The following is a 24,511-nucleotide window of genomic DNA, read 5'->3' as shown; positions in this document are numbered from 1 at the left end:
TTTAGTGTGCCTCAAGCCAGTTTTTACCGAATCCGCTGTCTGCTACCAAGGGAACAGACAGTGGGAAGGCGGCTTGCATTTCTTCAATAACGATACGCTCAACCTTCTCTTTTTCTTCTGGATAGACGCTAAAGTTAAGTTCGTCATGTACCTGGAGAATCATCTTGCTACGGATGCCTTCTGCCTTGAAGCGGTTGAAAATGTGGATCATAGCTACCTTGATGATATCAGCTGCTGTGCCCTGAATGGGTGCGTTGATGGCGTTTCGCTCAGCAAAGCCTCGAACAGTGGCGTTGTGCGAGTTGATATCAGGCAAATAGCGTCGTCGTCCGAAGAGGGTAGTGACATACCCCTTCTGACGAGCAATGTCTTTTGATTTCTCCATATAGTCGTGTACTTGTGGAAAGGTGGCAAAGTAGCCGTCAATCAGCATCTTAGCTTCGTCGCGAGGGATATCCAAACGCTCTGCCAAGCCAAACACGGTGATACCATAAATAATGCCGAAGTTGGCGCGTTTTGACTTGGTGCGTTCATCACGGGTCACTTCCGTTATATCCTTTTTGTAGATGTTTGCCGCTGTGGCAGCATGCAAATCTTTACCTTCACGGAACACCTCTATCATCTGAGCATCCTGAGAGAGATGTGCCATTACACGGAGTTCTATCTGCGAATAGTCTGCTGAAAAGAACAGACAACCAGGCTCGGGGATAAAGGCCTTGCGAATCTCCTTGCCATCCTCGCCTCTGATGGGAATATTTTGGAGATTAGGATCGCTACTTGACAGGCGTCCTGTAGCAGTAATCGTTTGATTAAACGAGGTGTGAATATGTCCTGTACGAGGATTAATTAGCTTGGGAAGGGCATCGATATAGGTGCCTATAAGTTTCTTTAAACCTCTGTGTTCCAATATGTCTGCTACTATCTCGTGCTTATTGCGCAGCTGCTGAAGCACCTCTTCGCTTGTGACGTATTGCCCAGTTTTGGTCTTCTTGGCTTTCTCTACGATTTTAAGCTTATCAAAGAGTATCTCACCTACCTGCTTTGGCGAAGCAATATTGAACTGTAAACCTGCAAGTTCGTAGATACGTTCCTCTAACTCACTCATACGGTCAGTTAAAACTTTTGACGTTTCTTTTAGTGATTCCGTATCCAGACAAACGCCGTTCATCTCCATTTCTGCGAGTACAGGCATCAGAGGCATCTCTATATTATAAAAGAGCTCTTCGCACTCAAACTTCTTCAGATCAGGTTCTAATTTATTCTTTAAGCGTAATGTGATGTCCGCATCTTCGGCAGCATATTCGTAAACCTGAGAGGGTAGGAGGGATCGCATGGATTTCTGGTTCTTGCCTTTGGGTCCAATCAGCTCATCTATATGAATGGTTTGGTAGTTAAGATAGATTTCGGCCATATAGTCCATGTTGTGATGCAATTCGGGTTGAATGAGGTAGTGTGCAATCATGGTGTCCCACATTGGACCAGCCAGATGGATGTCATAGTTGCGAAGCACTTCGAGATCGTACTTCAAATTTTGTCCTACCTTGAGAATTTTCTCGTTCTCATATACCTCTTTAAAGATGTTAACAATTCGCAACGCTTCTTCACGATTAGCAGGAATGGGCACATAAAATGCCTCAAATTCCTTCACGGCGAAGCTTAAACCTACCAATTCTGCCTCGATGGCGGAGGTTGAAGTGGTTTCCGTATCTAGACTGAGAATTTCTTTTGTTAAGAAATAATCATGTAAATTCGCCAAATCATCCTCATTTTCAATAAGTTTGTAGTTGTGAGGCGTTGTTTTAAGGGTCTCAAAACTCGAATTTTCGCTTAAACTTGATCCGTCGGTCGGAAATTCGGCAAAGAGATCGAGTTGGGCGTTAACGGGCTTTGGCTTATTTTGAGGTTTTTTAAGAATCCTATCTGCGAGACTCTTGAACTCGAGTTCGGTGAAGAGTTTGCCCAATTCTTCCTCGTTGGGCTCGACGAGTTTCAAAGCTTCCATATCGAGTTCGATGGGAACATCGGTTTTGATGGTTGCGAGGAAGTAACTCATCTTGATGTCGTCTACATGGTCTTCAACTTTTTCGCGAAGTTTACCTTTGATTTCTGATGAACGGGCAATCAGTTGTTCTATACTTCCAAAATCGTTGATGAGTTTCGAAGCTGTCTTCTCACCCACACCAGGACATCCAGGGAAGTTATCTGCCGAGTCACCCATGAGTGCCAAGAGGTCGATAACCTGGAGTGGGTTTGTGATGCCATATTTTTCTGTTACCTCTTTCGGTCCCATTGTTTCATAACCACCTCCATGACGGGGGCGGAAAATCTTCACATTCTCTGTTACCAACTGGCCATAATCCTTATCAGGTGTCAGCATATATGTTTCTACACCGATGGAATCGGCTTTCTTGGCTAAGGTACCAATAACGTCATCGGCCTCAAAACCATCTGCCTGAAGGATGGGAATGCGGTAGGCTTTCAATATATCTTTGATAATAGGTACTGCCTTGCGAATGTCTTCTGGCGTCTCCTCGCGTTGAGCTTTATACTCAGGAAATGCTTCGCTTCGGAACGTGGGACCATGGGGGTCGAAAGCCACACCGATATGGGTTGGCTGCTCTTTCTGCAGCACTTCGTTGAGTGTGTTGCAGAAGCCGATAATTGCACTTGTATTCAAGCCCTTCGAGTTGATTCTAGGGTTCTTGATGAATGCGTAATACGACCGATAAATGAGTGCGTAGGCATCTAAAAGGAACAATTTCTGCATAACTTTCTTAATTTTCGGCGTAAAATTACTTAAAAATATTGTAATTCCAACCATTTTTACTATTTTTGTAACGAAAATCTGTGAGATATGGATTATTTATCGACGATTAGAAGACCCATTGCAGTTGAGTTGAACGACTTCTCGGAGTTGTTTAATAAATGTCTTTCCGAAGGCGAAGGCTTGCTCGGACAAGTACTTTCACACATACGTCAGAGGGGTGGAAAACGCATGCGTCCCATGCTTATTATGCTTACAGCTCAGAATTACGGGACGATTTCTGATGTTACACAGAATGCAGCGCTTGGACTAGAGTTGTTGCATACTGCCTCGCTGGTTCACGATGACGTGGTTGACGAGAGCAGTCAGCGGCGTGGACAGCCTTCGGTGAATGCTTCTTATAATAATAAAGTGGCTGTGCTTGTGGGCGACTATATTCTTTCTACCGCCTTGTTACGTGTGTCATTGTCAAAAAACCTGCGTATAGTTGAGAGTCTGTCTGAACTGGGTCGAACACTGGCTGCTGGTGAGATTCTACAGTTGTCGAATATTTCAAATAAGGAAATCTCAGAAGATGTTTATTATCAGGTAATTGAGAAGAAGACAGCTGCGTTGTTCGAAGGATGTTCTGAGCTTGGCGCTATCTCTGTCAACGCCTCTGAGGAAACAATAGAGAAAGCTAAGACTTTTGGTCGAAATATTGGTATGATATTTCAGATTCGTGATGATATTTTCGATTATTATGACTCTAAAGAGATAGGTAAACCCACGGGCAATGATATGGCTGAAGGCAAGTTGACCCTGCCTATTATCTATGCTCTGAATCATGCTGATCAGCCCGCCATGATGACGCTTGCCAAGAAAGTGAAGGCAGGAACGATTAATTCGGATGAAATTGCTGTCTTGGTGGAGTTTGCTAAGCAACAGGGTGGCATCGAGTATGCTGAGCGCAAGATGGAAGAGATTGCTATTGAGGCTCAAAGGTATATTGATGAATGTGTGAAACCAGAGCTTAAGCCTGCTTTTACTGCTTATCTTGAATATGTGATTCAAAGGAATCTGTAAATAAATAACCCTCGCAAGTTTTATTGCGAGGGTTATTTATTAAGAGCGGAATCATCTAGGTATACTTATTAGAAGAACTTCACTTCTTCACCGATGACCTCACTCAATAGCATATTAGCCAAGCGTGAGGTTCCCATGCGGAACATCTCGTTGGTGAGCCATTTCTCGCCCAGAACCTCTTTGACGATGGTATAGTATATCAGTGCGTCCATCACGGAGTTAAGGCCTCCTGCGGGCTTGAAACCAATCTGAATGCCAGTCTGCTCGTAGTACTCCTTGATGGCTTGACACATCACATAAGCAGCCTCTGGTGTTGCGGCTGGCTCCAGCTTGCCTGTAGAGGTCTTGATATAGTCGGCACCGCTATACATGGCTAGAATTGAGGCGGTCTTGATGTTGGCAGCAGTCTTTAGGCAACCTGTCTCCAGAATCACCTTCATCTTTTTATCACCACACGCCTCTTTCATCTGCTGTATCTCATCGCATACGGTCTCGTAGTCGCCCTCTAAGAATTCACCTACTGAGAGCACCATGTCGATCTCTGTAGCGCCGTCTTTTACGGCCAATTGGGTCTCGATGGTTTTCACCTCGATAAGGGCCTGGGAAGATGGGAATGAGCCTGACACGCAAGCAATCTCCACGCCATCCACCTCGAGCGTTTCTGCTACGGTGCGGGCGAAGCGGGGATATACGCAGATGGTTGCTACGTGGGGTAGGTTAGGATATTGCTCGTCAAACTGGTTTACACGCTCTGTGAAGGCCATTACGCTTTCATCAGAATCGGTAGTTTTCAGTGTCGTTAGTTCTACGCTACCCATCAGGAACTGTTTCACCTCTGGAGTGTCGTTTTCATGTACTTTCTCGGCAATAATTTTCTTCACTGCCTCTTTCACGTCCTCATCCTTCACATCGAGGTTGTACTTGCTCAGAGCCTCTTCAATACGGCTCTTCTGTGGCATCTCCACATGGTGGTGATGCTCGTGGTCATGATGATGTTCTGCCATAATTGTTATGCTAATAGTTTCTTGTTATGTATATGTCTTAATGAGTCTCTTTGTGTCTTCTTTTCGATGGATTTCTGCAACTCATCAGTGAGATCAACTCCCGTCTGATTAGCCAGACAGAGTAGTACCCAGAGAATATCGGCCATTTCTTCGCCAAGGTTATCTTTCTCGCCCTCTTTGAAGCTCTGATCGCCGTATTTACGCGCTATCACCCGGGCCAGTTCGCCAACTTCCTCCGTCAGAACAGCCATATTGGTAAGTTCTGAGAAGTAGCGCACGCCGTATTCCTTTATCCAGCGGTCTACCGCTTCTTGCGCTTCTTTGATGGTCATCGTGCCTTAAACATTTGAAGTATTAATATGAAAATGCAAATCAGTATAATCATGATATACTGCTTATTCTCGCGCTCGTATTCCTTCCAGTGGAATGCTTTGTAGAGAAAAATAAGAAGTAGCAGGAAGAGCCCTATACCGCATGGCCATACGCCATATTGTATGCCCTTGATGTAGGAAAGTCCTACGCCGATAGCCGTCAGAATTAGGCCCGATATTTCTATTTCCTTGAGATATTTCTTCATTCTTATTCTTTGTTTTTTGTATCCATACAGATGGTTACGGGCCCGTCATTGAGGAGCTCAACCTTCATGTCTGCGCCGAATTCGCCTGTGCCTACTGGCTTTCCAATGGCATCGGAAAGTTGAGTGCAGAAGGCCTCGTAGAGTGGGATAGAGTGCTCGTGTGAGCCTGCACGGAACCAGCTAGGACGGTTACCCTTCTTGTAGCTGGCGTAGAGTGTAAACTGGCTTATTACCAAAGCCTCGCCTTGAATGTCGAGAATAGAGCGGTTCATCACGTCGTTTTCGTCACCAAACACACGCAGGTTGGCTATCTTTTTCACTAACCAGTCCACATCTTCCATCGTGTCCTCTTCGCATACGCCTAACAGAATCAGAAATCCCTGTCCTATACGGCTTTTTACGTTGCTTTCGATGGTAACGCTGGCATGGGTAACTCGTTGTATGACTGCTCTCATTATCTTTCGATTTTTCGGCAAAGTTACAAACTTATTTTCAATTTACCAAATCTAGTGTTTTATTTCACTGTCATTCATGCTGTTTTCAATTGATACATTTAAGCTTATGTATTGACAGAGACATCTCCTTTTTTTGCAATTTAGTCTATTTTGTTCTGCAATTTAGTCTATTTTGCTTTGCAATTTAATCTATATTGCACAATAAGATATAGCTGCTGACCATGTACTTGCATATTCCTGTCAGCCGTTCAAAGCATGAAAGTAGTTGTAAACAATAGCTGCTTTTGCCGGTCCTACAGCCTCAGAAAGTTGTTCGAGTGGGGCTTCGCGAAGGCGTTTAACGGATTTAAAAGCTTTTAGAAGCTCGTCACGCGTCTTTGGTCCTATTCCCTTGATATCATCCAGCTCGGAGTGTAAAGCACGCTTAGAACGCTTGTCTCTGTGGAATTCGATGGCGAAGCGGTGTACTTCGTCCTGTATTTGTGAAAGCACGTGAAACAGTTCTGAATCGAGTTTCAGTGCTACTTTCATGGGTGGAAAGCCATAAAGCAACTCATTGGTACGGTGACGGTCGTCTTTTGCCAGTCCTGCAATGGGGATGTCTAGATTTAACTCGTCTTGAATCACCTCACGAATCACCTCCATTTGTCCTTTTCCGCCGTCAGCTATAATAAGATCGGGTAGGGGTTGTTCTTCTTCTATAAGTCTGCTGTAGCGGCGATGTACAACCTCCTTCATCGAAGCATAGTCATCGGGCCCTACAACAGTCTTAATATTGAAGCGCTTATAGTCTTTTTTGCTGGGCTTCATGGCCTTGAATACCACGCATGATGCAACAGCATCGGTACCGGATATATTTGAGTTGTCAAAGCACTCGATTTGATAGGGTAGTTTGGGCAGATGGAGCTTTTCCTGTAGTTCTTTCATCAAGCGGGTTTGTTTCTGTTCGGGATTGAGTTTCTCGGCTTGTTTCAGACGGTCGAATTTATACTCTTTTCCGTTCATAATTGATAGGTCGAGTAGGGTTTTCTTGTCGCCTCTTTGTGGTACAGTGAAGGTAACTCCTTCAAGTTCTACTTTAACCTCTTGAGGAACGATGATTTCCTTTGAATTGCTTTTGAAACGCTCCCTAATCTCCACGATTCCAAGTTCCAAAAGCTCCTCATCGGTCTCATTAAGTTTTTTCTTGTATTCTATTGTAAAGCTCTGATTTACACTACCATTTGCCACGTGAATGAAATTGATAAAGGCCATTTTTTCATCGGATGTGATGGAGAAAACGTCCACATTGTTGATGGTGTGACTAACCACCTGACTTTTGCTTACAAATCCATCCAGAAGCATATATTTACGCTTCACTTCTTCTGCCTCTTCGAAGCGTAACTGCTCTGAAAGTCTTAGCATCTCATCCTTCAGTTCCTTCATCACTACGCCGGTGTTGCCTTTCAGTATTTCGCGAGCTTGCAGTATGTTTCTCTGATAGTCATCATAGCTCTGCTTGCCCACGCAGGGCCCCATGCATTTCTTAATATGGTAATCGAGGCAGACTTTATATTTCCCGTTTTCGATTCCCTCTTTTGTGATGGGTTGCCGACAGGTCCTTGGGTGATATAGTTCTTTGATTATGTCGAGAATGGCGTACATTGAACCAACGTGAGAGTAGGGCCCATAATATGTTCCCCACTTCTTATTGATGGTACGTGTCTTGAAGATACGAGGAAGATACTCGTTTGTAATGCAGATAGAAGGATAGGTCTTTCCATCTTTCAGTAGCACATTGTAACGAGGGTTGTATTTTTTTATGAGTGAATTTTCAAGTAATAATGCGTCCTCTTCTGTATTGACTATGGTGTAGCTAATATCAAAGATCTTGCTGACTAGAACCTTCGTCTTAAAACGGTCTACCTCTGTGTGAAAGTAGGATGAGACTCTGGATTTCAAGCTCTTGGCCTTTCCTACATATATTATTGTATGGTCCTCATCATAGAATTGGTAGCTGCCAGGTTTATCTGGTAGTCTGCTTACAATCTTCTTCAGGTATGTTAATCGCTTCTCGTTTTCTTCCTTCGTCATTCCTATTCTTTGTTGTTAATCTTGCGGAAAGCCTTTAAATAGGCATGTTCCGCAAGATGTGGTTTCACGTGAAACGTTACAGTGTCATGAGGGTAGTGAGGTCGATTCCCTCAAACATGTCCCGACCATGAAGGCCCTCGTCTGTAATCTCGATGATGAAGTTCATGTAGACTTTCTTGGGTTTAAAATGCTGGACAAGATTATATGCAGCTTTGGCAGTACCACCTGTAGCCAGCAAGTCGTCGTGAATCAGCACAACATCGTTCTCGTCGATAGAGTCGATATGCATCTCGATAGTGTCAACGCCGTACTCCTTGGAAAATGACTCTTTGATAACTGTTGCGGGTAATTTGCCCGGTTTGCGTGCCATTACGAATCCGCAGCCTAATCGGGCGGCGAGGGCTGCGCCAAGAATGAAACCACGACTTTCAATGCCTACCACCTTGGTGATACCCTTGTCTTTGTAGAGCTTTTCCAACTCCTCCATCATGATCTTCATGCACTCGGCGCTCTTGTAGAGAGTTGTTACGTCTCTGAAGTTGATGCCCTTCTTTGGGAAATCTGGTATGCAACGCAGATTGTCAATCAATGTCTTGTTGTTCATAATCAATGAGTTATAATGTCTGTATAATTATATTTGTTTCACGTGGAACACTATCTTCCCATTAGTACCAAAAGTACATTAATGTCGCTCGGTGAGACTCCAGGGATACGGCTTGCCTGTGCCAACGTCTCGGGCTGAATCTTCATCAACTTCTGACGACACTCGGTGGAAAGGCCTTGAAGTTCTTCGTAGTTAAAGTGTCCTTTGATTTTAATATTCTCTAAGCGATGCATTTTTTCGGCCACAATTTTCTCACGCTCGATATATCCTTTATATTTCATTCGGATTTCTGCAGCTTCTGCAATTTCCTCCTTTCGATTAGTTGGGCGATTCAGAACCTCCTTGAGTTGTGGAATCATCTCAGAAAGGTTTGACAAATTTAATTGTGGACGATTCACTAAATCAATGAGCTTGCAGCCAAACTGGAGTGGGGTAGTGCCAGCAGCCTCCAAGGCGGAATTAATCAAACGCGGTTTAATCGCAAAATTTTGGCAGAAAGTTTCGATTTCTTCGATATATTGTTTCTTTTCCATCCACCATTCATAGCGGTCACGTTTTACCAATCCCAACTCGTAGGCTTTTTCCGTCAAGCGAGCGTCTGCATCGTCCTGACGAAGAAGAATGCGGTATTCGGCTCTGGAAGTGAACATACGATAGGGTTCGTCGACGCCTTTTGTAACTAAATCATCGATTAAAACGCCTATATATGCTTCGTCGCGATGTAGAATGAAGGGGTTGAATTGACAATCACTTTCTACGCCTGCTTTCAGGGCGGCATTGATGCCAGCCAATGTTCCTTGACCTCCAGCCTCTTCATAACCAGTAGTGCCATTTACCTGTCCCGCCATGAAGAGATTAGAGATAATCTTCGATTCCAACGAATGATTTAATTGTGTCGGATCGAAGAAATCGTACTCAATTGCATAGCCAGGTCGATATACTTTCACGTCTCTGAAAGCGGGCATCTTCTTTAATGCTCCAATTTGTGCGTCCATCGGCAAAGAAGACGAGAAACCGTTGAGATACATCTCATTGGTGTCTTCCCCCTCTGGTTCTAAGAACAGCGGATGCTTCTCGCGATCAGGAAAGGTAACGAGCTTCGTTTCTATTGAGGGACAATAACGCGGACCTATCGATTGAATTTGGCCATTATATAATGGAGAGTCTGCCAAACCGCTTTTTAAAATCTCGTGCACCTCAGCATTGGTGTTTACCGTCCAACAGGGTAGTTGTTTTAAGGCTCCGCTTTTATTCATGTAGCTGAATTGGTATGTGCGATCCTCTCCTGGTTGTTCCTCTAAGTCTTCAAAATGAACAGAACGCTTATCAATACGGACAGGGGTGCCTGTCTTCATGCGAGCTGAGGCAATGCCATATCTTGTGATGCTTTCTGTAAAATGGGTTACGGCAGGTTCTGCAATACGCCCTCCTGCCACCATCTTTCGCCCGATGTGCATCAATCCGTTGAGAAAAGTACCTGCAGTAATAACGATAGATTTTGCGTAAAGTTCTGTACCCCAGATAGTTCTGACGCCAATAGCCCTTACGCTTCCTTTGTTTTCGTTTTCCACAATAAGTTCGTCAGCCTGATCTTGCCAGATGTCTAAGTTCTCGGTTTCATCGAGGTGCTTGCGCCACTCCCATATAAATTTTCCTCTATCGCACTGAGCGCGAGGACTCCACATGGCAGGGCCTTTGCCGACGTTTAGCATGCGGAATTGTATTGATGTGGCATCGGTCACCAATCCCATCTGACCTCCCAGTGCATCAATCTCACGTACTATCTGACCTTTGGCTATGCCGCCAATAGCAGGATTGCACGACATCTGCGCAATCTTGTTCATATCCATGGTTATCAGACAGGTTTTGGCTCCCATGTTAGCGCTTGCGCTTGCTGCTTCGCAACCAGCGTGTCCACCCCCTATAACCAGCACATCATAGTTGAATTTCATCTTCGTTTCGCTAATTTTCCGCAAAAGTAACAATAAAATTTGGAATTATAATGCATTTTTGTCTCAAAAAACTTTGAATTATCATTAATTTATAGTATCTTTGCGCTCTAAAAGTAGGGTAGATATACCTAAAATAAGGTATAAGGAAGGATTACAAATTTTTATAAATAACTTAAATTCAACAACTTATGTGGTTAATCAATTCATCAATTGGTAGAAAAGTTGTAATGTCTGTTACGGGCGTTGCGCTGATTCTGTTCCTGACCTTTCATGGTTGCATGAACATGGTAGCGCTATTCTCGGAAGAGGGTTACAACATGATTTGCGAATTCCTAGGTGCCAACTGGTATGCTGTTGTAGCAACACTTGGTTTGGCAGCTCTGGCAGTGATTCACATCGTCTACGCGTTCATTCTGACAGCGCAGAACCGTACGGCTCGTGGCGACAACCGCTACGAAGTGGCTACACAGGTTAATGCTGGTAAGGTAGAGTGGGCATCTAAGAACATGCTTGTTCTGGGTCTCATCATTTGCGTTGGTTTGCTGATTCACCTTTGGAACTTCTGGTACAACATGATGTTCGCAGAACTTGTTGGCGCTATGCCCGCTATCAGCCCCACCGATGGTTTCGGATGGATTAAGGAGACGTTCTCGAATCCTGTCTTTGTTGTGCTCTACGTTGTTTGGCTTGTAGCTATCTGGTTCCACCTTTCTCATGGTTTCTGGTCAGCTATGCAGACACTGGGCGTCAGTGGCAAGATTTGGCTGAAGCGTTGGATGTGTATTGGTAACATCTACGTGACTCTGCTCATGCTCTGCTTCCTCATTGTGGTTCTGGCATTCGCATTCGGTTGTGCTCCTTCGCTCTGTGGCGGTAGCTGCTAATTATCAATTTTTAATTAGAAAAGATTATGGCAAAAGTATTAGATTCAAAGATTCCCGCAGGACCAGTGCCTGAGAAATGGAAGGAATATAAGGCTCATCAGCGCTTGGTTAACCCCAAGAACAAGCTGAAGCTCGATGTTATCGTAGTTGGTACAGGTCTGGCTGGTGCATCTGCAGCTGCTTCACTCGGCGAGATGGGCTTCAATGTAATCAACCTGTGTATTCAGGATTCACCCCGTCGTGCTCACTCTATCGCTGCTCAGGGTGGTATCAACGCCGCTAAGTGCTACCAGAACGATGGTGACTCTGTTTACCGTCTGTTCTACGATACCGTAAAGGGTGGTGACTATCGTGCTCGCGAGGCTAACGTATATCGTCTGGCTGAGGTTTCTAACAATATTATTGACCAATGTGTGGCTCAGGGCGTACCTTTCGCTCGTGAGTACGGTGGTATGCTGGCCAACCGTTCGTTCGGTGGTGCTCAGGTTAGCCGTACATTCTACGCTAAGGGTCAGACCGGTCAGCAGTTGCTACTGGGTGCCTACTCATCACTTTCTTGTCAGGTTCAGGCTGGTAAAGTAAAGCTCTACACCCGTTATGAGATGGAGGATGTAGTCATTGTGGACGGTCGCGCTCGTGGTATCATCGCCAAGAACCTGGTTACTGGTGAGCTTGAGCGTTTCTCAGCTAACGCTGTAGTTATCGCTACTGGTGGTTACGGAAATACTTACTTCCTCTCTACTAACGCTATGGGTTGTAACTGTACAGCTGCTGTTCAGTGCTATCGTAAGGGTGCTTTCTTTGCAAATCCCTCTTACGTTCAGATTCACCCAACATGTATTCCCGTTCACGGCGATAAGCAGTCTAAGTTGACGCTGATGTCTGAGTCGCTGCGTAACGATGGTCGTATATGGGTTCCTAAGAATATTGAGGATGCTAAGGCTCTGCAGGCAGGAACCAAGCAGGGTTGGGAGATTCCTGAGGAAGATCGTGACTACTATCTGGAGCGCCGTTATCCTGCATTCGGTAACCTCGTACCACGCGACGTTGCCAGCCGTGCAGCTAAGGAGCGTTGCGATAAGGGCTTCGGTGTTAATAACACAGGTCTGGCCGTGTTCCTCGATTTCTCAGAGTCTATCAATCGTTTGGGACTGGATGTTATCATGCAGCGTTATGGAAACCTCTTCGAGATGTACGAGGAGATTACCGACGTATTCCCTGGCGATGTTGCCAACGAAATCAATGGTGTGAAGTACTACAAACCTATGATGATTTATCCTGCTATCCACTACACCATGGGTGGTATCTGGGTAGACTACGAGCTGCAGACCACTATCCCGGGCCTGTTTGCTATCGGTGAGTGCAACTTCTCTGACCATGGTGCTAACCGTCTGGGTGCTTCTGCTCTGATGCAGGGTCTGGCCGATGGTTACTTTGTTTTGCCTTATACCATCCAGAACTATCTGGCAGACCAGTCTATCTGGGGTAAGGTCTCTACCGACCTGCCTGAGTTCGAAGAGGCAGAGAAGGCAGTTGACGCAGAGCTCACTCGTTTGTTAAATATCAAGGGTAAGCGTTCTGTTGACTCTATTCACAAAGAACTGGGCCATATCATGTGGGAGTATGTAGGTATGGGTCGCACTGCTGAAGGCCTGAAAGAAGGTCTGAAGAAGATGCATGAGCTCGAGAAAGAGTTCGATACCAACCTCTTCGTTCCTGGCACTAAGGAAGGTCTGAATGTCGAACTCGACAAGGCGATCCACTTGCGTGACTTCTTCACCATGGGTCAGCTCGTAGCTTTCGACGCACTCTCTCGTAACGAGTCTTGTGGTGGTCACTTCCGTGAGGAGTATCAGACCGAGGAAGGTGAGGCCAAGCGCGACGATGAGAACTACTTCTATGTAGGATGCTGGGAGTACAAAGGCAAGGGTGTTGAGCCTGAGCTCTCTAAGGAGCCGCTGGAGTACGAGGCAATTAAGGTACAGACACGTAACTATAAAAACTAAGTAAATATGGCTAAGAATATCAGCTTTACAATAAAGTTCTGGCGCCAGAATGGCCCCAAGGACCAGGGACATTTCGATACCCACGAGATGCACGATATCCCCGATGATACCTCGTTCCTCGAGATGCTCGACATCCTGAACGAGGAGCTCATCAACGAAGGCAAGGAGCCCTTCGTGTTCGATCACGACTGCCGCGAGGGTATCTGCGGTATGTGCTCACTCTACATTAATGGTACACCTCACGGTCTTACAGAGCGTGGCGCAACCACATGTCAGCTCTACATGCGTCGCTTCAACGATGGTGACGTTATCACCGTTGAGCCTTGGCGCTCAGCTGCCTTCCCTGTAATCAAGGACTGTATGGTTGACCGTAACGCTTTCGATAAGATTATCCAGGCTGGCGGTTACACCACTATCCGCACAGGTCAGGCTCAGGATGCCAATGCTATCCTAATCTCTAAGGAGGATGCCGATGAGGCTATGGACTGCGCATCTTGTATCGGCTGTGGTGCTTGCGTAGCAGCTTGTAAGAATGGTTCTGCCATGCTGTTTGTTTCATCTAAGGTAAGCCAGCTGGCTCTGCTGCCTCAGGGTAAGGTAGAGGCTGCTCGTCGTGTTAAGAACATGATTGCCAAGATGGACGAACTTGGTTTTGGTAACTGTACAAACACCCGCGCTTGTGAGGCTGTTTGTCCTAAGAACGAGACCATTGCTAACATCGCTCGCCTGAACCGCGAGATGATCAAGGCAAAGCTTAGTGATTAGTGAGAGCAGAGCCAAGCTTGCTTGGGTTATGCCGAGCGTAGCTAAGGTTGCCGAAGGCAAGATGGCTGATTAAACAATTTGCAATTATCTATAGAGCGCTGCAGATTCTAGTCTGCGGCGCTCTTTTTTGTTTAATGATGATTGTAACCAAATTGTAATCACATTAATTCTTAAGATATGAGAATTTCTTTGTATCTTTGCGGCGTAATTGTAAACGAATGATGAAAACTATGACTATTGAAATTCTATTCAGACTCCTCGGTTCGTTAGCATTGCTTATTTATGGTATGAAAACGATGAGCGATGCATTACAGAAACTAGCGGGCTCAGGTCTGCGACATATTCTCGGACGTATGACATCGAATCGGTTCAGCGGAATGTTGACGGGAGTGTTTGTCACCTGCGCCGTGCAATCGTCATCAGCCACAACGGTAATGACGGTCTCTTTTGTGTCGGCAGGACTGCTTTCGCTTGCACAGGCCATCTCGGTTATCATGGGTGCGAACATCGGCACGACGTTGACGGCCTGGATTATGTCATTAGGTTATAATGTTGATTTGACAAATGTGGTATTTCCAGCATTTCTCATAGGCATGGTGCTTATCTATAGGAAGCGCCACCGATTTGTGGGTGATTTTCTTTTTGGACTTGCGTTTTTGTTCTGGTCGCTGGTAATGCTGAGTGGAGTTGGACGCGACATGGACTTGCAACATAACGCAGACGTAGTGAACTTCTTCGCGTCGTTTGATACATCGAGCTATTTTACTATCCTGATATTCCTTGCTGTCGGTACACTAATTACCTGTATTGTACAATCGTCGGCTGCTGTGATGGCCATCACCATTCTCCTCTGTTCTACGGGCGTACTGCCTGTTTATATGGGAATTGCTTTGGTGATGGGCGAGAATATCGGAACTACGGCTACAGCCAACCTTGCAGCCCTTGGTGCTGGCATTGCAGCGAGGCGAGCAGCATTGGCCCATCTGTTGTTCAATGTGTTTGGTGTCGTTTGGCTGCTCGCTGTATTCTATCCATTTGCCGATATGGTATGTGGCTTTGTGGGCTATGATTCGATGGCTGTTGCGCAGACGGAACGGTTACCCGTTGTCCTCGCCATGTTCCATACATGTTTTAATATCCTCAATACGGTGTTCCTCATCGGCTTTATTCCGCAGATGGAGCGACTGGTATGTTGGCTGATTCCGGAGAGCACGATGGACAAGTCTTCGCCAACGACGCTTCACTTTATCGATGGAGGACTGATGTCTACACCCGAAATTTCTGTGCTTCAGGCACAGAAGGAAATCGTCCATTTTGCAGAGCGCATGCAACGTATGCTTGGCATGACTCATACTCTGCTCGATGAAAAGGACAAAAAAGAATTTGAACGGCAATATGGACGTATTGAACACTACGAGACTATCGCCGATAACATGGAGATTGAAATTGCCGCCTATTTGGAACGTGTGGGCAATGAGCACCTTTCCGACGACACGAAAGCCAAGATACGCGATATGTTCCGACAGATTGGTGAACTTGAATCTATAGGTGATGCCTGCTACAAGATAGCCCGCACAATCCAGCACCGTCATGATAGTCGTCAGGATTTCACACCTCAACAGTATGCCAACCTCCACGATATGTTCCGTTTAGTCAACGAGGCCATGACGCAGATGTTGGTCGTGGTGAGTGGACGACGCGACGATCTTAGCATTAGTGCCTCGCAAGACATCGAACGCGACATCAATGCCCTGCGCGACCGTCTAAAGGGCGAGGTTTCTAGAGACGCTATGGCACACGAATACAGCTATGCCCTTGGATCTCTTTATACCGATATCATTGCCGACTGCGAAAAACTGGGTGATTATGTGATGAATGTCGTTGAGGCCCGTCTTGGTAAGCGCTATCTTACGTTTCGTGGTCTGCAGATGAACCTCGACCGCAAGACTGTTGTTGTCGACGGCATTCCCATTAGTCTTACTCGTACCGAGTTCGATCTCCTTTCCCTGCTTCTTATGCATCGTGGAACCGTCCTTTCCCGCCAGCAACTGATGGATGATGTATGGACTGGTGTCATTGTTACGGAGCGAACCATTAACGTCCATATCACCCGCCTCCGTAAAAAACTTGGTCCCTATGCTTCGAACATTACTAGCCGACAAGGTTTTGGGTATGTTTTTGAGTAAAAGAATCCCAATGATGTGAGATGTTCCCTTTTTGAACCTGCTTCACCCAGTTGAATTTGCAGATCAATATTCTGATGCGGGTATTGTCAATGGTTAATGTGCCACTACATGCTGTTAGATGTCCTGCAAGCATAGTTAGGAAAGTTTTTTCTTTATAATTCGTTCTTTTTTGGTTATTATGATTGCAAAGATGCGAAAAAAGATGTATATTTGTACCCACAATCACAAAATAATTGAAAGGTATGGAAAAATTTAAATTGATGGTGCTGCCGTATGCACCAGAGGCGTTAGAGCCAGTGATTAGTCGCGAAACTATTGGTTTCCATCACGGAAAGCATTTGGCGGCTTATGTGAACAATCTGAATGGATTGCTGGAAGGTAGTGGTTTTGAGAATGCTACGCTGGAAGAAATAGTCTGTAAGGCATCTGGTGGACTGTTGAATAATGCAGGTCAGATATTGAATCATGAGCTATACTTCGGACAATTTGCCAAGCCTTCAGAGGCAGAGCCGTTTGGTGCTTTGGCAAAGGCTATCACACGCGACTTTGGATCGTTTGAGGCATTCAAGGAAGAGTTCCAAAAGGCGGGTGCTACGCTTTTTGGTAGTGGCTGGGTATGGCTCTCTGCTGATAAGGATGGGAAACTGGTTATTACCCAGGAGCCGAATGCGGCCAATCCTGTTCAGAAGGGTCTCACCCCCCTGCTGACGTTCGACGTTTGGGAACATGCCTACTATCTCGATTATCAGAATCGCCGTCCCAACCATCTTGCAGCTCTATGGCAGATTATGGATTGGGATGTTATTTCAAAACGTTATGGCAAGTAGTTCCGACTTCGTGCAGTATATTGTTGATCAGTGTGCAAAGGCTGGTGATATTACGGTAAAGAAGATGTTTGGTGATTATGGCATCTATTGTAACGGTAAAATCTTCGGTCTTATTTGTGACGATTGCTTTTATCTGAAACCCACGGAAACCGTTCGCCCGTTGCTGCGTATAGTTGATATGCGTCCGCCATATGAGGGCGCCAGGGATTACTTTTATATTGGCGATGTTGATGACCGTGACTATATATCTCTCATCGTTTATGAGACGTGTAAGGCTCTGCCAGAACCAAAGCCGAAAAGGAATCGAAAAGACAAAAAAGGATTATGAAAATTGGAGATAAGGCGCCAGAGATACTGGGCAAGGATGAACAGGGCCGTGAGATACGTCTGAGTGATTATCGCGGAAGGAAGTTGGTATTGTATTTTTATCCCAAGGACAATACCAGTGGTTGCACGGCAGAGGCGTGTAGCTTGAGAGACCATTATGATGAACTTCAGGGAGCAGGCTATGAGGTTGTGGGTGTGAGCAAGGATTCTGCTGCCTCACATACTAAGTTCAAGGATAAACACGAATTGCCTTTTCCGTTGATTGCCGATATAAACCACACTTTGTTAGAAGCAATGGGTGCTTGGGGTGAAAAATCGATGTATGGCAAGAAAATCATGGGTACCATTCGTACCACTTTTCTTATTAATGAGGAGGGTATCATTGAGCATATATTCTCAGGAAAACAGGTGAAAACCAAGGAGCACGCAGAACAGATACTGCAGATCTCTTAATTTCAGTCTGGTAACATGGAACAGATAGAACGAATCAAACAAATGGAGCAGCGGCTGGAAAGAGCCGCTGCTGCAGTGATAGAGTTATCCGCGGCTTTGGAAAAGTATGCTGCGGTGCAGAAAGATATCAGGGTCCTCGACGCGTATTATGGCAGTGAGGAATGGAAACAAGATTATGCCGATGATGAGGCAGGTCTCTTGCCTGTAGACCTCAAACGTGGCGTGCTTTCTGAGGATGGTATCTGGAATCTATTGTCGGATGCGCGAGAACTTAATTGTAGAATTAAATCAACTCAGAGAGATCGATGACTGAAACGAGAAGAGGATTTGTCCAACTGCACTTGAGTGTGCTTCTGGCTGGCTTCACAGGCTTGTTCGGACGATTGATTACATTAAACGAGGTAGATATTGTGTGGTATCGCATGCTTTTTACAAGCCTGATACTGTTAGTCTTTACTGGTCTGCCAAGGATAGGATGGCGTAAATTTCTTCAGCTCTGTGGCTGTGGTGCGCTGTTAGGGGTTCATTGGATGCTGTTCTATGGCAGTATCAAGGCCTCTAATGTTTCGATAGGTGTCATTTGTTTCTCGCTTATCGGCTTCTTTACTGCACTCTTCGAACCTCTGATTTATAAGAGGCGTATATCAGGCGTCGAACTTTTGTTCTCGTTGATAACGGTGGCTGGTGTGCTTTGTATTTTCTCTCTTGATGCTCGCTATCGTTATGGCATCACAATTGGTATTGCGTCCTCGGCTGTCTGCGCTCTCTATGCCATTTGTAACAAAAAGGCCAGTGTGGGTGTACGAAGTCGCACGGTACTGATGTACCAAATGTCAGGTGGGCTTATTGCTGTCTCGGTCATTATCCCTTTCTATCTCTTAGTTTTCCCCAGTCAGCAACCAGTCGTTGTCGTTCCTGAAGATACAAACCTTTGGTTTATGCTCTGTCATGCTTTGTTCTGCACCGTTGGCATGTATCTGTTACAGATTCAGGCTTTGAAACGCCTCTCGGCCTTCACCGTTAATTTGACGTATAATCTAGAGCCCTGCTATACTATTGTTTTGGCTTTCCTCATCTTTGGTGAAGGACGAGAGATTAACTTCTCCTTCTATATAGGTATTTGTCTTATTCTGCTTAGTGTTCTCCTTCAGACGAAACGAGTATGGCGAAAAACATGATATAGTTGCTATTTTCTCAAATAATAGTTGTAATTTTGCAGCCGTGGAGATTAAGAAGAAGATCACTGAACAACCGTCGCGCTTCGATAATCTGGAGCAGATGTCGGTCTTGGAGTTGTTGCAGCACATCAACGAAGAAGACTGCCGTGTGGCCGATTCTGTAAAGAATGCGATACCTCAGATAGAAGCATTGGTGAAAGCTATAGAGATGCGGATGAAACAAGGTGGTAGACTATTTTATATAGGAGCTGGTACCAGTGGGCGATTGGGCGTGTTGGATGCTAGTGAATTGCCTCCAACTTTTGGTGTGCCAGACACTTGGGTAATGGGTATCATTGCTGGTGGTGATCGTGCTCTGCGCCATGCTGTTGAGAAAGCTGAGGACATCTCTGAACAAGGATGGAAAGACCTACAGGTCCATCATCCAACCATTAATGACACGGTGTTGGGTATCGCGGCATCAGGAACGACGCCCTATGTGATAGGGGCTGTGAGGTTGGCAAAGCAAAACGGACTGTTAACTGGCTGTATAACGAGCAACCCTGATACGCCTTTAGCCAAGGAAGTTGATTTCCCGATAGAAACAATCGTTGGCCCGGAATTCGTGACAGGTTCCAGCCGAATGAAGAGCGGAACGGCCCAGAAAATGGTATTGAATATGATTTCTACAACACTGATGATACGACTTGGTCGCGTTCTGGGTAATCGTATGGTTAAGATGCAGTTGACAAATGCTAAGCTTGTAGATCGTGGGACACGAATGCTGCAAGAGATTTTGGGCTTAAGCTATGAGGAGGCTCAACAGCGTTTGTTGGAAGCAGGGAGTGTAGATGAAGCATTGTCGATGACATAATATAGTTAGGGATAGACTTAACAATGACATATATAGGTGAACTAATATCAATAGGTGTAGCCTTTTCATGGACGGCTACGGCATTATTAAGTGAGTTTGGTAGTAAGCGTTTAGGCAATCTGACGCTTAATGTGTTGCGAATGGCTTTGGCATTGGTATTTTCATTGGTGCTTTTTGGGGTTATAACTGGTAATCCGTTGCCCGCAGGGGCCTCGTCGGAGGCCTGTGGATGGATGCTCTTGTCAGGACTTATAGGCTATGTCATTGGCGATTTCTGCCTTTTCCAATGTTATATTATTATTGGCTCTCGTTATGGTCAGCTCTTTATGACCCTTGCTCCATTGGCGGCAGCATTGATGGCTTGGATAACATTAGGACAGCAGATGAAGCCCATGAGTGTTATGGCTATGCTTGTGACGCTTCTTGGTATTGGTATTTCTGTGCTTGGACGTGGGGAGCGTCATAAGATATCATTGCGCTTGCCTCTTAATGGTGTGCTCTTTGCTATAGGTGCGGCCTTGTGTCAAGGTATAGGTTTGGTGTTGAGTAAGATAGGCATGGATCATTATGAAGCTGCCGCATTGGCTGAAGCGGGTATACCAGAGTGGCTGGTACCGTTCAGTGCAAATTTCTATCGTTGTATAGCAGGCATCATTGGTTTTACGTTATTGTTGTATTTCCGTGGTAAAATGGGGGATTTACGTGATGCCATACATGATTGTAAAGGTATGGCTGTTGCTACGGCAACGACGATTTTTGGGCCTTTTGTAGGTGTTGGTTTCTCGTTAATGGCTGTCCAATATACTGCTGCGGGTATTGCCTCTACATTGATGGCGATGACCCCTATCATTATTCTTCTTCCGTCATACTGGCTCTTCCACGAAAAGATTACTTGGCGAGCCGTTTTGGGCGCAATCATCTCTGTTGTTGGTGTCAGCCTGTTCTTCTTAGGATAATTGGCTGATTCAATCCTCTGCGGTAAGATCCTTTATCTGGTCTATAATCTCCTGGTATTTTCGTTGGGTTTTAAAATAAAGAGAAAAACCAATGATAGCACCAATAATAACACCGATGAAGCCGGCAATTAGTAAAACCGTTGATGCGGTAGAAATTTGGTAAACTTCATAAACTAACCAGGCAAACCAGAGAATGACAGCAGGGATACCGAAAAAAAGCCAACTACTATCGAACTTCTTGGCGCGGGCCATTCTCTTGCTGACATTCAACAGATTGCTTTTCGTGAGATCAAAGTTGTTTAGATTTCTACAATTATAATATGTAGCCACAACGCAGATTAGCATGAAAACACTTGTCCCAATCCAGAAAGCCTGCGAAAGTCCTATGGTCTTGATAAAGCACCAATATGAATAAGGGATCATCAACAGGCCAATGGCAATAGTAATATAGTAGCGGAGGCTGATGAAATGGGCGTTTTTTCTCATTGAGTTGTGAATCAGCTTGTCGTTCACAATCTCCTGTTCGTCCAGCTTCTTTTTTAGTGTGTCCATCTGCTGGCGCATGCTATCTAACTCGAAATTGTTGTTCATAATGGGATAGGTTTTAATCGTTTGACATTTGTTTTAATTGCTCTCTGATTCTGTACAGACGGACACTGACGTTTTTCGTGGATATACCTACGATCTGTCCGATTTCCTCGTAAGAGAGATTCTCAAGCCAGAGTAGGACAATTGCACGATCGAAAGGCTGCAGTTTAGATATGCGTTTGTGGAGCATGTCCACTTGACGAGTATCCTCGTCGCAGTCTTCAAAGAGATTAATGTCCATTGAGACCTTAGCAGATGCGGCGCGCTTCTTCTTCCTGTCTATAGAGATACAGGTATTAAGAGCAACGCGATAAATCCACGTCTTGATGTCGCTGCGATGCTCGAAGCTCTCGAAGCCTTTCCACAGATTGACTAGTACCTCTTGGAACAGGTCGTTTACTTCGTCGACATCTTTAGAGAACATGTAGCACACGGTGTAGATCGTGCTTTTATGCTCTTTAACGGTTTGCGCAAACTGTCGTTCTAAAACATTCATTGTCTCATCTGTTTTTTGAAACTTCACCCATTTGACGCAACAAAGTTACGAAAAACTACACGAACTTGGAAATAATTGTCTAATTTTGTAGCCGTAATAGCTGAAAATAATGAATTCTGAGACACTCGACTTTATTCGTCAGCATGCAGATGACGATGTCCGACAGCTGGCACTTCGGGGAACGAAGGTTCCTGAGGTAAATCTTCCTTATGCTCTTGAACAGATTGCAGGCAGACAGAAGGCACGTTTGAAATTGCCCTCATGGGCAGCAAATGATGATATAATATATCCATCTCATTTATCGATGGAGCAATGTTCAAGTGAGCAAACGGCTTTGTATAAATCGGCTATTGCAGGTAAAGGCCAGTTTATGGTTGATCTTACAGCAGGTTTTGGAGTCGACATAGCTTTTATAGCAAAAGGATTTCAGCGGGCTGTCCATGTGGAGCGTCAAGAATCCCTTTGTGCGATTTCGTCAGCAAATTATAAATCTTTAGGCTTGAAACAGATTGAGGTTGTTTGTGGCGATGGGGTGGAGTACTTGCATCAGCTGTCGCATGTCAATCTGCTGTTTATTGATCCAGCTAGGAGGGATGAACATGGTGGCCGTACTTACGGAATTGCCGACTGTACCCCAAATGTATTGGAAATGCGCGATGAAATGTTGGAAAAGGCAGATCGCGTTATGGTGAAACTATCTCCAATGCTTGATTGGCGCAAGGCTGTTGCTGATTTGGGAAAGGTGAACGAAGTGCATATCGTTTCAGTTGATAATGAATGCAAGGAGCTGTTGCTTGTTCTATCAAAGGAAGAAAAGTCGCTGAGTGTGTTCTGTGTGAACAATGGTGAGGTGTTTGATTATCGCCCTGCAGACAGTCATGTTAGCAATGTGCCTGCTTTGCCGCAGGAGTTCCGATACTTGTATGAGCCAAACGCCTCAATCATGAAGGCAGGTTGTTTTGAGTTGTTGGAGCAACGGTTTGGTGTTGCCCAACTTGACAAGAATAGCCATTTGTTTGTTTCCGACAAAGAAAAGACGCATTTCCCGGGTCGCCAATTTGTCATTGAACATCAGGCCTCTATGAACAAGCGCGAACTGAAGAAAGTACTCGCAGGTTTTGATAAAGCAAATATTGCCGTGCGTAATTTTCCGCTATCAGTAGCCGCTCTTCGAAAGCGGTTAAAATTAAAGGAAGGTGGTGATGTTTATATTTTTGCAACGACAGTAGCAAACGAAGGGCATCAGCTTTTTGTTTGCCGTAAAAAATCTTAATAATTTTGTTATTTGCGCCTTTTTAAGTATCTTTGCATCGTTTTAAAGCTTTAACAATAACATTGAAATATGTCATCAGTTGAGATTAAGAAGGTAGCAGACAAAAAAGGTCTGAGAGACTTCATCGACTTTCATCATGACTTGTATAAGGGCAATCTGTTTGATGCGCCCAATCTTTTTAGTGATGATATGCACACGTTAAGCAAGGACAAGAATGCGGCTTTTGAGTTCTGCGAGGCTGAATATTTCTTGGCTTATAAGAATGGTAAACTTGTTGGTCGTATAGCCGCAATTATCAACCATCGTGCCAATGAGCGATGGGAGCGTAAAAGCGTTCGCTTTGGATGGGTTGATTTCATCGACGATATAGAGGTAAGCAGGGCTTTGTTCAATGCCGTTGAGGAGTGGGGCCGTCAGAAGGGAATGACAGAGATTATTGGTCCTCTTGGCTTTACTGATATGGATCCAGAAGGCATGCTGATTGATGGATTTGATCAGATGGGAACCATGGCTACTATATATAATTATCCCTATTATCCCAAGCATATTGAGCAGATGGGCGGATGGGAGAAAGATAATGATTACGTAGAGTATAAGGTCATTGTACCCGAAGAGGGAATGCCCGATAAATTCAAGAAAGTTGCAGAATTGGTCATGAAGCGTTATAACCTGCATCCTACACATCCGAAACGTAGTCAGGTGTTTGGCAAGGAACAGGTAGGTCGTAAGGTGCTTGAGGTCATTAACAAGACTTTTGGGAACCTGTATGGTTATTCACAAATGACAGAAGCGCAGATTGATGAGTATTTGAAGATGTATTTCCCCATGCTTGATATGAACCTGGTCTGTCTGATAGAAGATTGGAATACGCCTGGCCATGATATAATTGGTGTGGGTATCTCCATTACTTCAATGACGCGCGCCTTACAGAAGTGTCGCAAAGGCCGTCTGTGGCCATTGGGGTGGTGGCATTGCCTTCGTGCTCTGAAATTCCATAAGGCTGAGTGTGTCGACTTGATGCTTGTGGGTGTCTTACCCGAATATCAGCAGAAGGGGGCTAATGCTTTGCTGTTCTACGACCTGATACCGAGATATCAGAAGTATGGTTTCAAATGGGGTGAGACTAATGTAGAGATGGAGACCAACGAGAAGGTGCAGAGCCAGTGGCAGTATCTGGAGCATCATCAGCATAAGCGTCGTCGTTGCTATCTGAAGAAACTATAAA

The 24,511-nt window shown here is 45.0% G+C and carries 24 protein-coding genes and 1 pseudogene; 15 read left to right on the top strand and 10 right to left on the bottom strand.

What is annotated here, in order from left to right:
* Nucleotide 1: 1 nt before the first annotated feature.
* The gene (gene polA, locus BMX82_RS05075) at nucleotides 2-2,767 is read right to left on the bottom strand and encodes a DNA polymerase I (protein ID WP_091766609.1); all 2,766 of its coding nucleotides are present in this window, start codon (nucleotides 2,765-2,767) and stop codon (nucleotides 2-4) included.
* 87 nt (nucleotides 2,768-2,854) lie between these two features.
* On the opposite strand from polA, the gene BMX82_RS05070 reads away from it, so the two are divergent.
* The gene (locus BMX82_RS05070) at nucleotides 2,855-3,829 is read left to right on the top strand and encodes a polyprenyl synthetase family protein (protein WP_036910780.1); all 975 of its coding nucleotides are present in this window, start codon (nucleotides 2,855-2,857) and stop codon (nucleotides 3,827-3,829) included.
* 68 nt (nucleotides 3,830-3,897) lie between these two features.
* On the opposite strand, the gene deoC is transcribed toward BMX82_RS05070, so the two are convergent.
* From deoC to mnmG, 7 genes are all read right to left on the bottom strand, one after another.
* Nucleotides 3,898-4,833 (bottom strand): deoxyribose-phosphate aldolase, encoded by a 936-nt coding sequence (gene deoC / locus BMX82_RS05065; RefSeq protein ID WP_036910777.1) that lies wholly within the window; start codon nucleotides 4,831-4,833, stop codon nucleotides 3,898-3,900.
* A gap of 5 nt (nucleotides 4,834-4,838) precedes the next feature.
* Entirely contained in the window at nucleotides 4,839-5,165 is a 327-nt protein-coding gene (locus tag BMX82_RS05060) for a nucleotide pyrophosphohydrolase (RefSeq protein WP_036910775.1), read from the bottom strand.
* On the bottom strand, nucleotides 5,162-5,410 hold the full coding sequence (locus BMX82_RS05055; RefSeq protein WP_036910773.1) for a hypothetical protein: 249 nt from the start codon (nucleotides 5,408-5,410) through the stop codon (nucleotides 5,162-5,164). Before BMX82_RS05055 ends, BMX82_RS05060 begins: the two co-directional genes overlap by 4 nt.
* 2 nt (nucleotides 5,411-5,412) lie before the next feature.
* Nucleotides 5,413-5,865: a D-aminoacyl-tRNA deacylase gene (gene dtd, locus BMX82_RS05050; RefSeq protein WP_091766606.1), complete on the bottom strand. Its 453-nt coding sequence runs from the start codon at nucleotides 5,863-5,865 to the stop codon at nucleotides 5,413-5,415.
* A 240-nt stretch (nucleotides 5,866-6,105) separates the two neighbouring features.
* Nucleotides 6,106-7,938 carry an excinuclease ABC subunit UvrC gene (uvrC, locus tag BMX82_RS05045; RefSeq protein WP_036910769.1) on the bottom strand — a complete coding sequence of 611 codons (1,833 nt, stop codon included), beginning with the start codon at nucleotides 7,936-7,938 and terminating at the stop codon, nucleotides 6,106-6,108.
* Nucleotides 7,939-8,014: 76 nt separating this feature from the next.
* Nucleotides 8,015-8,542, bottom strand: a complete 528-nt coding sequence (locus tag BMX82_RS05040) for an adenine phosphoribosyltransferase (protein ID WP_036910768.1) — start codon at nucleotides 8,540-8,542, stop codon at nucleotides 8,015-8,017.
* Between the two features lie 50 nt (nucleotides 8,543-8,592).
* Nucleotides 8,593-10,494: a tRNA uridine-5-carboxymethylaminomethyl(34) synthesis enzyme MnmG gene (gene mnmG / locus BMX82_RS05035; protein WP_091766603.1), complete on the bottom strand. Its 1,902-nt coding sequence runs from the start codon at nucleotides 10,492-10,494 to the stop codon at nucleotides 8,593-8,595.
* A 188-nt stretch (nucleotides 10,495-10,682) separates the two neighbouring features.
* Here mnmG and BMX82_RS05030 point away from each other — a divergent pair, with 188 nt between their 5' ends.
* The 12 genes and pseudogenes from BMX82_RS05030 (at nucleotide 10,683) to BMX82_RS04980 (ending at nucleotide 20,929) form a co-directional block, all read left to right on the top strand.
* On the top strand, nucleotides 10,683-11,378 hold the full coding sequence (locus BMX82_RS05030; protein WP_036910766.1) for a fumarate reductase: 696 nt from the start codon (nucleotides 10,683-10,685) through the stop codon (nucleotides 11,376-11,378).
* Between the two features lie 26 nt (nucleotides 11,379-11,404).
* Complete coding sequence (locus BMX82_RS05025) at nucleotides 11,405-13,384, top strand: fumarate reductase/succinate dehydrogenase flavoprotein subunit (RefSeq protein ID WP_036910765.1); 1,980 nt, start codon at nucleotides 11,405-11,407, stop codon at nucleotides 13,382-13,384.
* Between the two features lie 6 nt (nucleotides 13,385-13,390).
* Nucleotides 13,391-14,149, top strand: a complete 759-nt coding sequence (locus tag BMX82_RS05020) for a succinate dehydrogenase/fumarate reductase iron-sulfur subunit (RefSeq protein ID WP_036910764.1) — start codon at nucleotides 13,391-13,393, stop codon at nucleotides 14,147-14,149.
* 218 nt (nucleotides 14,150-14,367) lie between these two features.
* Nucleotides 14,368-16,053: pseudogene (locus tag BMX82_RS05015) on the top strand (Na/Pi cotransporter family protein); the annotation flags it as partial.
* A gap of 24 nt (nucleotides 16,054-16,077) precedes the next feature.
* The gene (locus BMX82_RS13155; RefSeq protein WP_255327768.1) at nucleotides 16,078-16,335 is read left to right on the top strand and encodes a winged helix-turn-helix domain-containing protein; all 258 of its coding nucleotides are present in this window, start codon (nucleotides 16,078-16,080) and stop codon (nucleotides 16,333-16,335) included.
* A 242-nt stretch (nucleotides 16,336-16,577) separates the two neighbouring features.
* Nucleotides 16,578-17,162, top strand: a complete 585-nt coding sequence (locus BMX82_RS05010; protein WP_036910763.1) for a superoxide dismutase — start codon at nucleotides 16,578-16,580, stop codon at nucleotides 17,160-17,162.
* On the top strand, nucleotides 17,152-17,490 hold the full coding sequence (locus BMX82_RS05005) for a TfoX/Sxy family protein (protein ID WP_036910761.1): 339 nt from the start codon (nucleotides 17,152-17,154) through the stop codon (nucleotides 17,488-17,490). The genes BMX82_RS05010 and BMX82_RS05005 overlap by 11 nt, the downstream gene beginning before the upstream one ends.
* Entirely contained in the window at nucleotides 17,487-17,942 is a 456-nt protein-coding gene (gene bcp / locus BMX82_RS05000; protein ID WP_036910759.1) for a thioredoxin-dependent thiol peroxidase, read from the top strand. The genes BMX82_RS05005 and bcp overlap by 4 nt, the downstream gene beginning before the upstream one ends.
* A gap of 15 nt (nucleotides 17,943-17,957) precedes the next feature.
* On the top strand, nucleotides 17,958-18,251 hold the full coding sequence (locus BMX82_RS04995) for a DUF4298 domain-containing protein (RefSeq protein ID WP_036910757.1): 294 nt from the start codon (nucleotides 17,958-17,960) through the stop codon (nucleotides 18,249-18,251).
* On the top strand, nucleotides 18,248-19,120 hold the full coding sequence (locus BMX82_RS04990) for a DMT family transporter (protein WP_036910754.1): 873 nt from the start codon (nucleotides 18,248-18,250) through the stop codon (nucleotides 19,118-19,120). Before BMX82_RS04995 ends, BMX82_RS04990 begins: the two co-directional genes overlap by 4 nt.
* 43 nt (nucleotides 19,121-19,163) lie before the next feature.
* Nucleotides 19,164-19,973 carry an N-acetylmuramic acid 6-phosphate etherase gene (murQ, locus tag BMX82_RS04985; RefSeq protein WP_036910752.1) on the top strand — a complete coding sequence of 270 codons (810 nt, stop codon included), beginning with the start codon at nucleotides 19,164-19,166 and terminating at the stop codon, nucleotides 19,971-19,973.
* Between the two features lie 23 nt (nucleotides 19,974-19,996).
* On the top strand, nucleotides 19,997-20,929 hold the full coding sequence (locus BMX82_RS04980; protein ID WP_036910750.1) for a DMT family transporter: 933 nt from the start codon (nucleotides 19,997-19,999) through the stop codon (nucleotides 20,927-20,929).
* A gap of 9 nt (nucleotides 20,930-20,938) precedes the next feature.
* Here the strand turns inward: BMX82_RS04980 and BMX82_RS04975 are convergent, their stop codons facing one another.
* Complete coding sequence (locus BMX82_RS04975) at nucleotides 20,939-21,520, bottom strand: hypothetical protein (RefSeq protein WP_143058316.1); 582 nt, start codon at nucleotides 21,518-21,520, stop codon at nucleotides 20,939-20,941.
* A gap of 13 nt (nucleotides 21,521-21,533) precedes the next feature.
* The gene (locus BMX82_RS04970) at nucleotides 21,534-22,013 is read right to left on the bottom strand and encodes an RNA polymerase sigma factor (RefSeq protein ID WP_036910877.1); all 480 of its coding nucleotides are present in this window, start codon (nucleotides 22,011-22,013) and stop codon (nucleotides 21,534-21,536) included.
* 109 nt (nucleotides 22,014-22,122) lie between these two features.
* Between BMX82_RS04970 and BMX82_RS04965 the strand changes: the two genes are divergently transcribed.
* Together BMX82_RS04965 and BMX82_RS04960 are read left to right on the top strand one after the other, a co-directional pair.
* Nucleotides 22,123-23,286: a THUMP-like domain-containing protein gene (locus BMX82_RS04965; RefSeq protein WP_177172021.1), complete on the top strand. Its 1,164-nt coding sequence runs from the start codon at nucleotides 22,123-22,125 to the stop codon at nucleotides 23,284-23,286.
* A 69-nt stretch (nucleotides 23,287-23,355) separates the two neighbouring features.
* Nucleotides 23,356-24,510, top strand: a complete 1,155-nt coding sequence (locus BMX82_RS04960; protein ID WP_036910744.1) for a GNAT family N-acetyltransferase — start codon at nucleotides 23,356-23,358, stop codon at nucleotides 24,508-24,510.
* The last annotated feature ends 1 nt before the right edge of the window (nucleotide 24,511 follow it).

The organism is Prevotella sp. khp7 (assembly GCF_900109055.1).
Classification (GTDB): Bacteria; Bacteroidota; Bacteroidia; order Bacteroidales; family Bacteroidaceae; genus Prevotella.
Note: the sequence above shows the minus strand (reverse complement) of the source record. Positions and strands in the feature narration are given on the sequence as shown.

What these genes read in the sequence shown, in the direction of transcription:
- BMX82_RS04990 (WP_036910754.1), top strand. Translation starts at nt 18,248, where the DNA reads ATGACTGAAACGAGAAGAGGATTTGTCCAACTGCACTTGAGTGTGCTT.
- BMX82_RS05070 (WP_036910780.1), top strand. Translation starts at nt 2,855, where the DNA reads ATGGATTATTTATCGACGATTAGAAGACCCATTGCAGTTGAGTTGAAC.
- BMX82_RS05060 (WP_036910775.1), bottom strand. Translation starts at nt 5,165, where the DNA reads ATGACCATCAAAGAAGCGCAAGAAGCGGTAGACCGCTGGATAAAGGAA.
- BMX82_RS04960 (WP_036910744.1), top strand. Translation starts at nt 23,356, where the DNA reads ATGTCATCAGTTGAGATTAAGAAGGTAGCAGACAAAAAAGGTCTGAGA.
- deoC (WP_036910777.1), bottom strand. Translation starts at nt 4,833, where the DNA reads ATGGCAGAACATCATCATGACCACGAGCATCACCACCATGTGGAGATG.
- uvrC (WP_036910769.1), bottom strand. Translation starts at nt 7,938, where the DNA reads ATGACGAAGGAAGAAAACGAGAAGCGATTAACATACCTGAAGAAGATT.
- bcp (WP_036910759.1), top strand. Translation starts at nt 17,487, where the DNA reads ATGAAAATTGGAGATAAGGCGCCAGAGATACTGGGCAAGGATGAACAG.
- BMX82_RS13155 (WP_255327768.1), top strand. Translation starts at nt 16,078, where the DNA reads ATGAACCTCGACCGCAAGACTGTTGTTGTCGACGGCATTCCCATTAGT.
- BMX82_RS05010 (WP_036910763.1), top strand. Translation starts at nt 16,578, where the DNA reads ATGGAAAAATTTAAATTGATGGTGCTGCCGTATGCACCAGAGGCGTTA.
- BMX82_RS04975 (WP_143058316.1), bottom strand. Translation starts at nt 21,520, where the DNA reads ATGAACAACAATTTCGAGTTAGATAGCATGCGCCAGCAGATGGACACA.
- BMX82_RS04970 (WP_036910877.1), bottom strand. Translation starts at nt 22,013, where the DNA reads ATGAATGTTTTAGAACGACAGTTTGCGCAAACCGTTAAAGAGCATAAA.
- mnmG (WP_091766603.1), bottom strand. Translation starts at nt 10,494, where the DNA reads ATGAAATTCAACTATGATGTGCTGGTTATAGGGGGTGGACACGCTGGT.
- BMX82_RS05040 (WP_036910768.1), bottom strand. Translation starts at nt 8,542, where the DNA reads ATGAACAACAAGACATTGATTGACAATCTGCGTTGCATACCAGATTTC.
- BMX82_RS05005 (WP_036910761.1), top strand. Translation starts at nt 17,152, where the DNA reads ATGGCAAGTAGTTCCGACTTCGTGCAGTATATTGTTGATCAGTGTGCA.
- BMX82_RS05025 (WP_036910765.1), top strand. Translation starts at nt 11,405, where the DNA reads ATGGCAAAAGTATTAGATTCAAAGATTCCCGCAGGACCAGTGCCTGAG.
- BMX82_RS05030 (WP_036910766.1), top strand. Translation starts at nt 10,683, where the DNA reads ATGTGGTTAATCAATTCATCAATTGGTAGAAAAGTTGTAATGTCTGTT.
- BMX82_RS04965 (WP_177172021.1), top strand. Translation starts at nt 22,123, where the DNA reads ATGAATTCTGAGACACTCGACTTTATTCGTCAGCATGCAGATGACGAT.
- BMX82_RS04980 (WP_036910750.1), top strand. Translation starts at nt 19,997, where the DNA reads ATGACATATATAGGTGAACTAATATCAATAGGTGTAGCCTTTTCATGG.
- dtd (WP_091766606.1), bottom strand. Translation starts at nt 5,865, where the DNA reads ATGAGAGCAGTCATACAACGAGTTACCCATGCCAGCGTTACCATCGAA.
- BMX82_RS05055 (WP_036910773.1), bottom strand. Translation starts at nt 5,410, where the DNA reads ATGAAGAAATATCTCAAGGAAATAGAAATATCGGGCCTAATTCTGACG.
- BMX82_RS04995 (WP_036910757.1), top strand. Translation starts at nt 17,958, where the DNA reads ATGGAACAGATAGAACGAATCAAACAAATGGAGCAGCGGCTGGAAAGA.
- BMX82_RS05020 (WP_036910764.1), top strand. Translation starts at nt 13,391, where the DNA reads ATGGCTAAGAATATCAGCTTTACAATAAAGTTCTGGCGCCAGAATGGC.
- polA (WP_091766609.1), bottom strand. Translation starts at nt 2,767, where the DNA reads ATGCAGAAATTGTTCCTTTTAGATGCCTACGCACTCATTTATCGGTCG.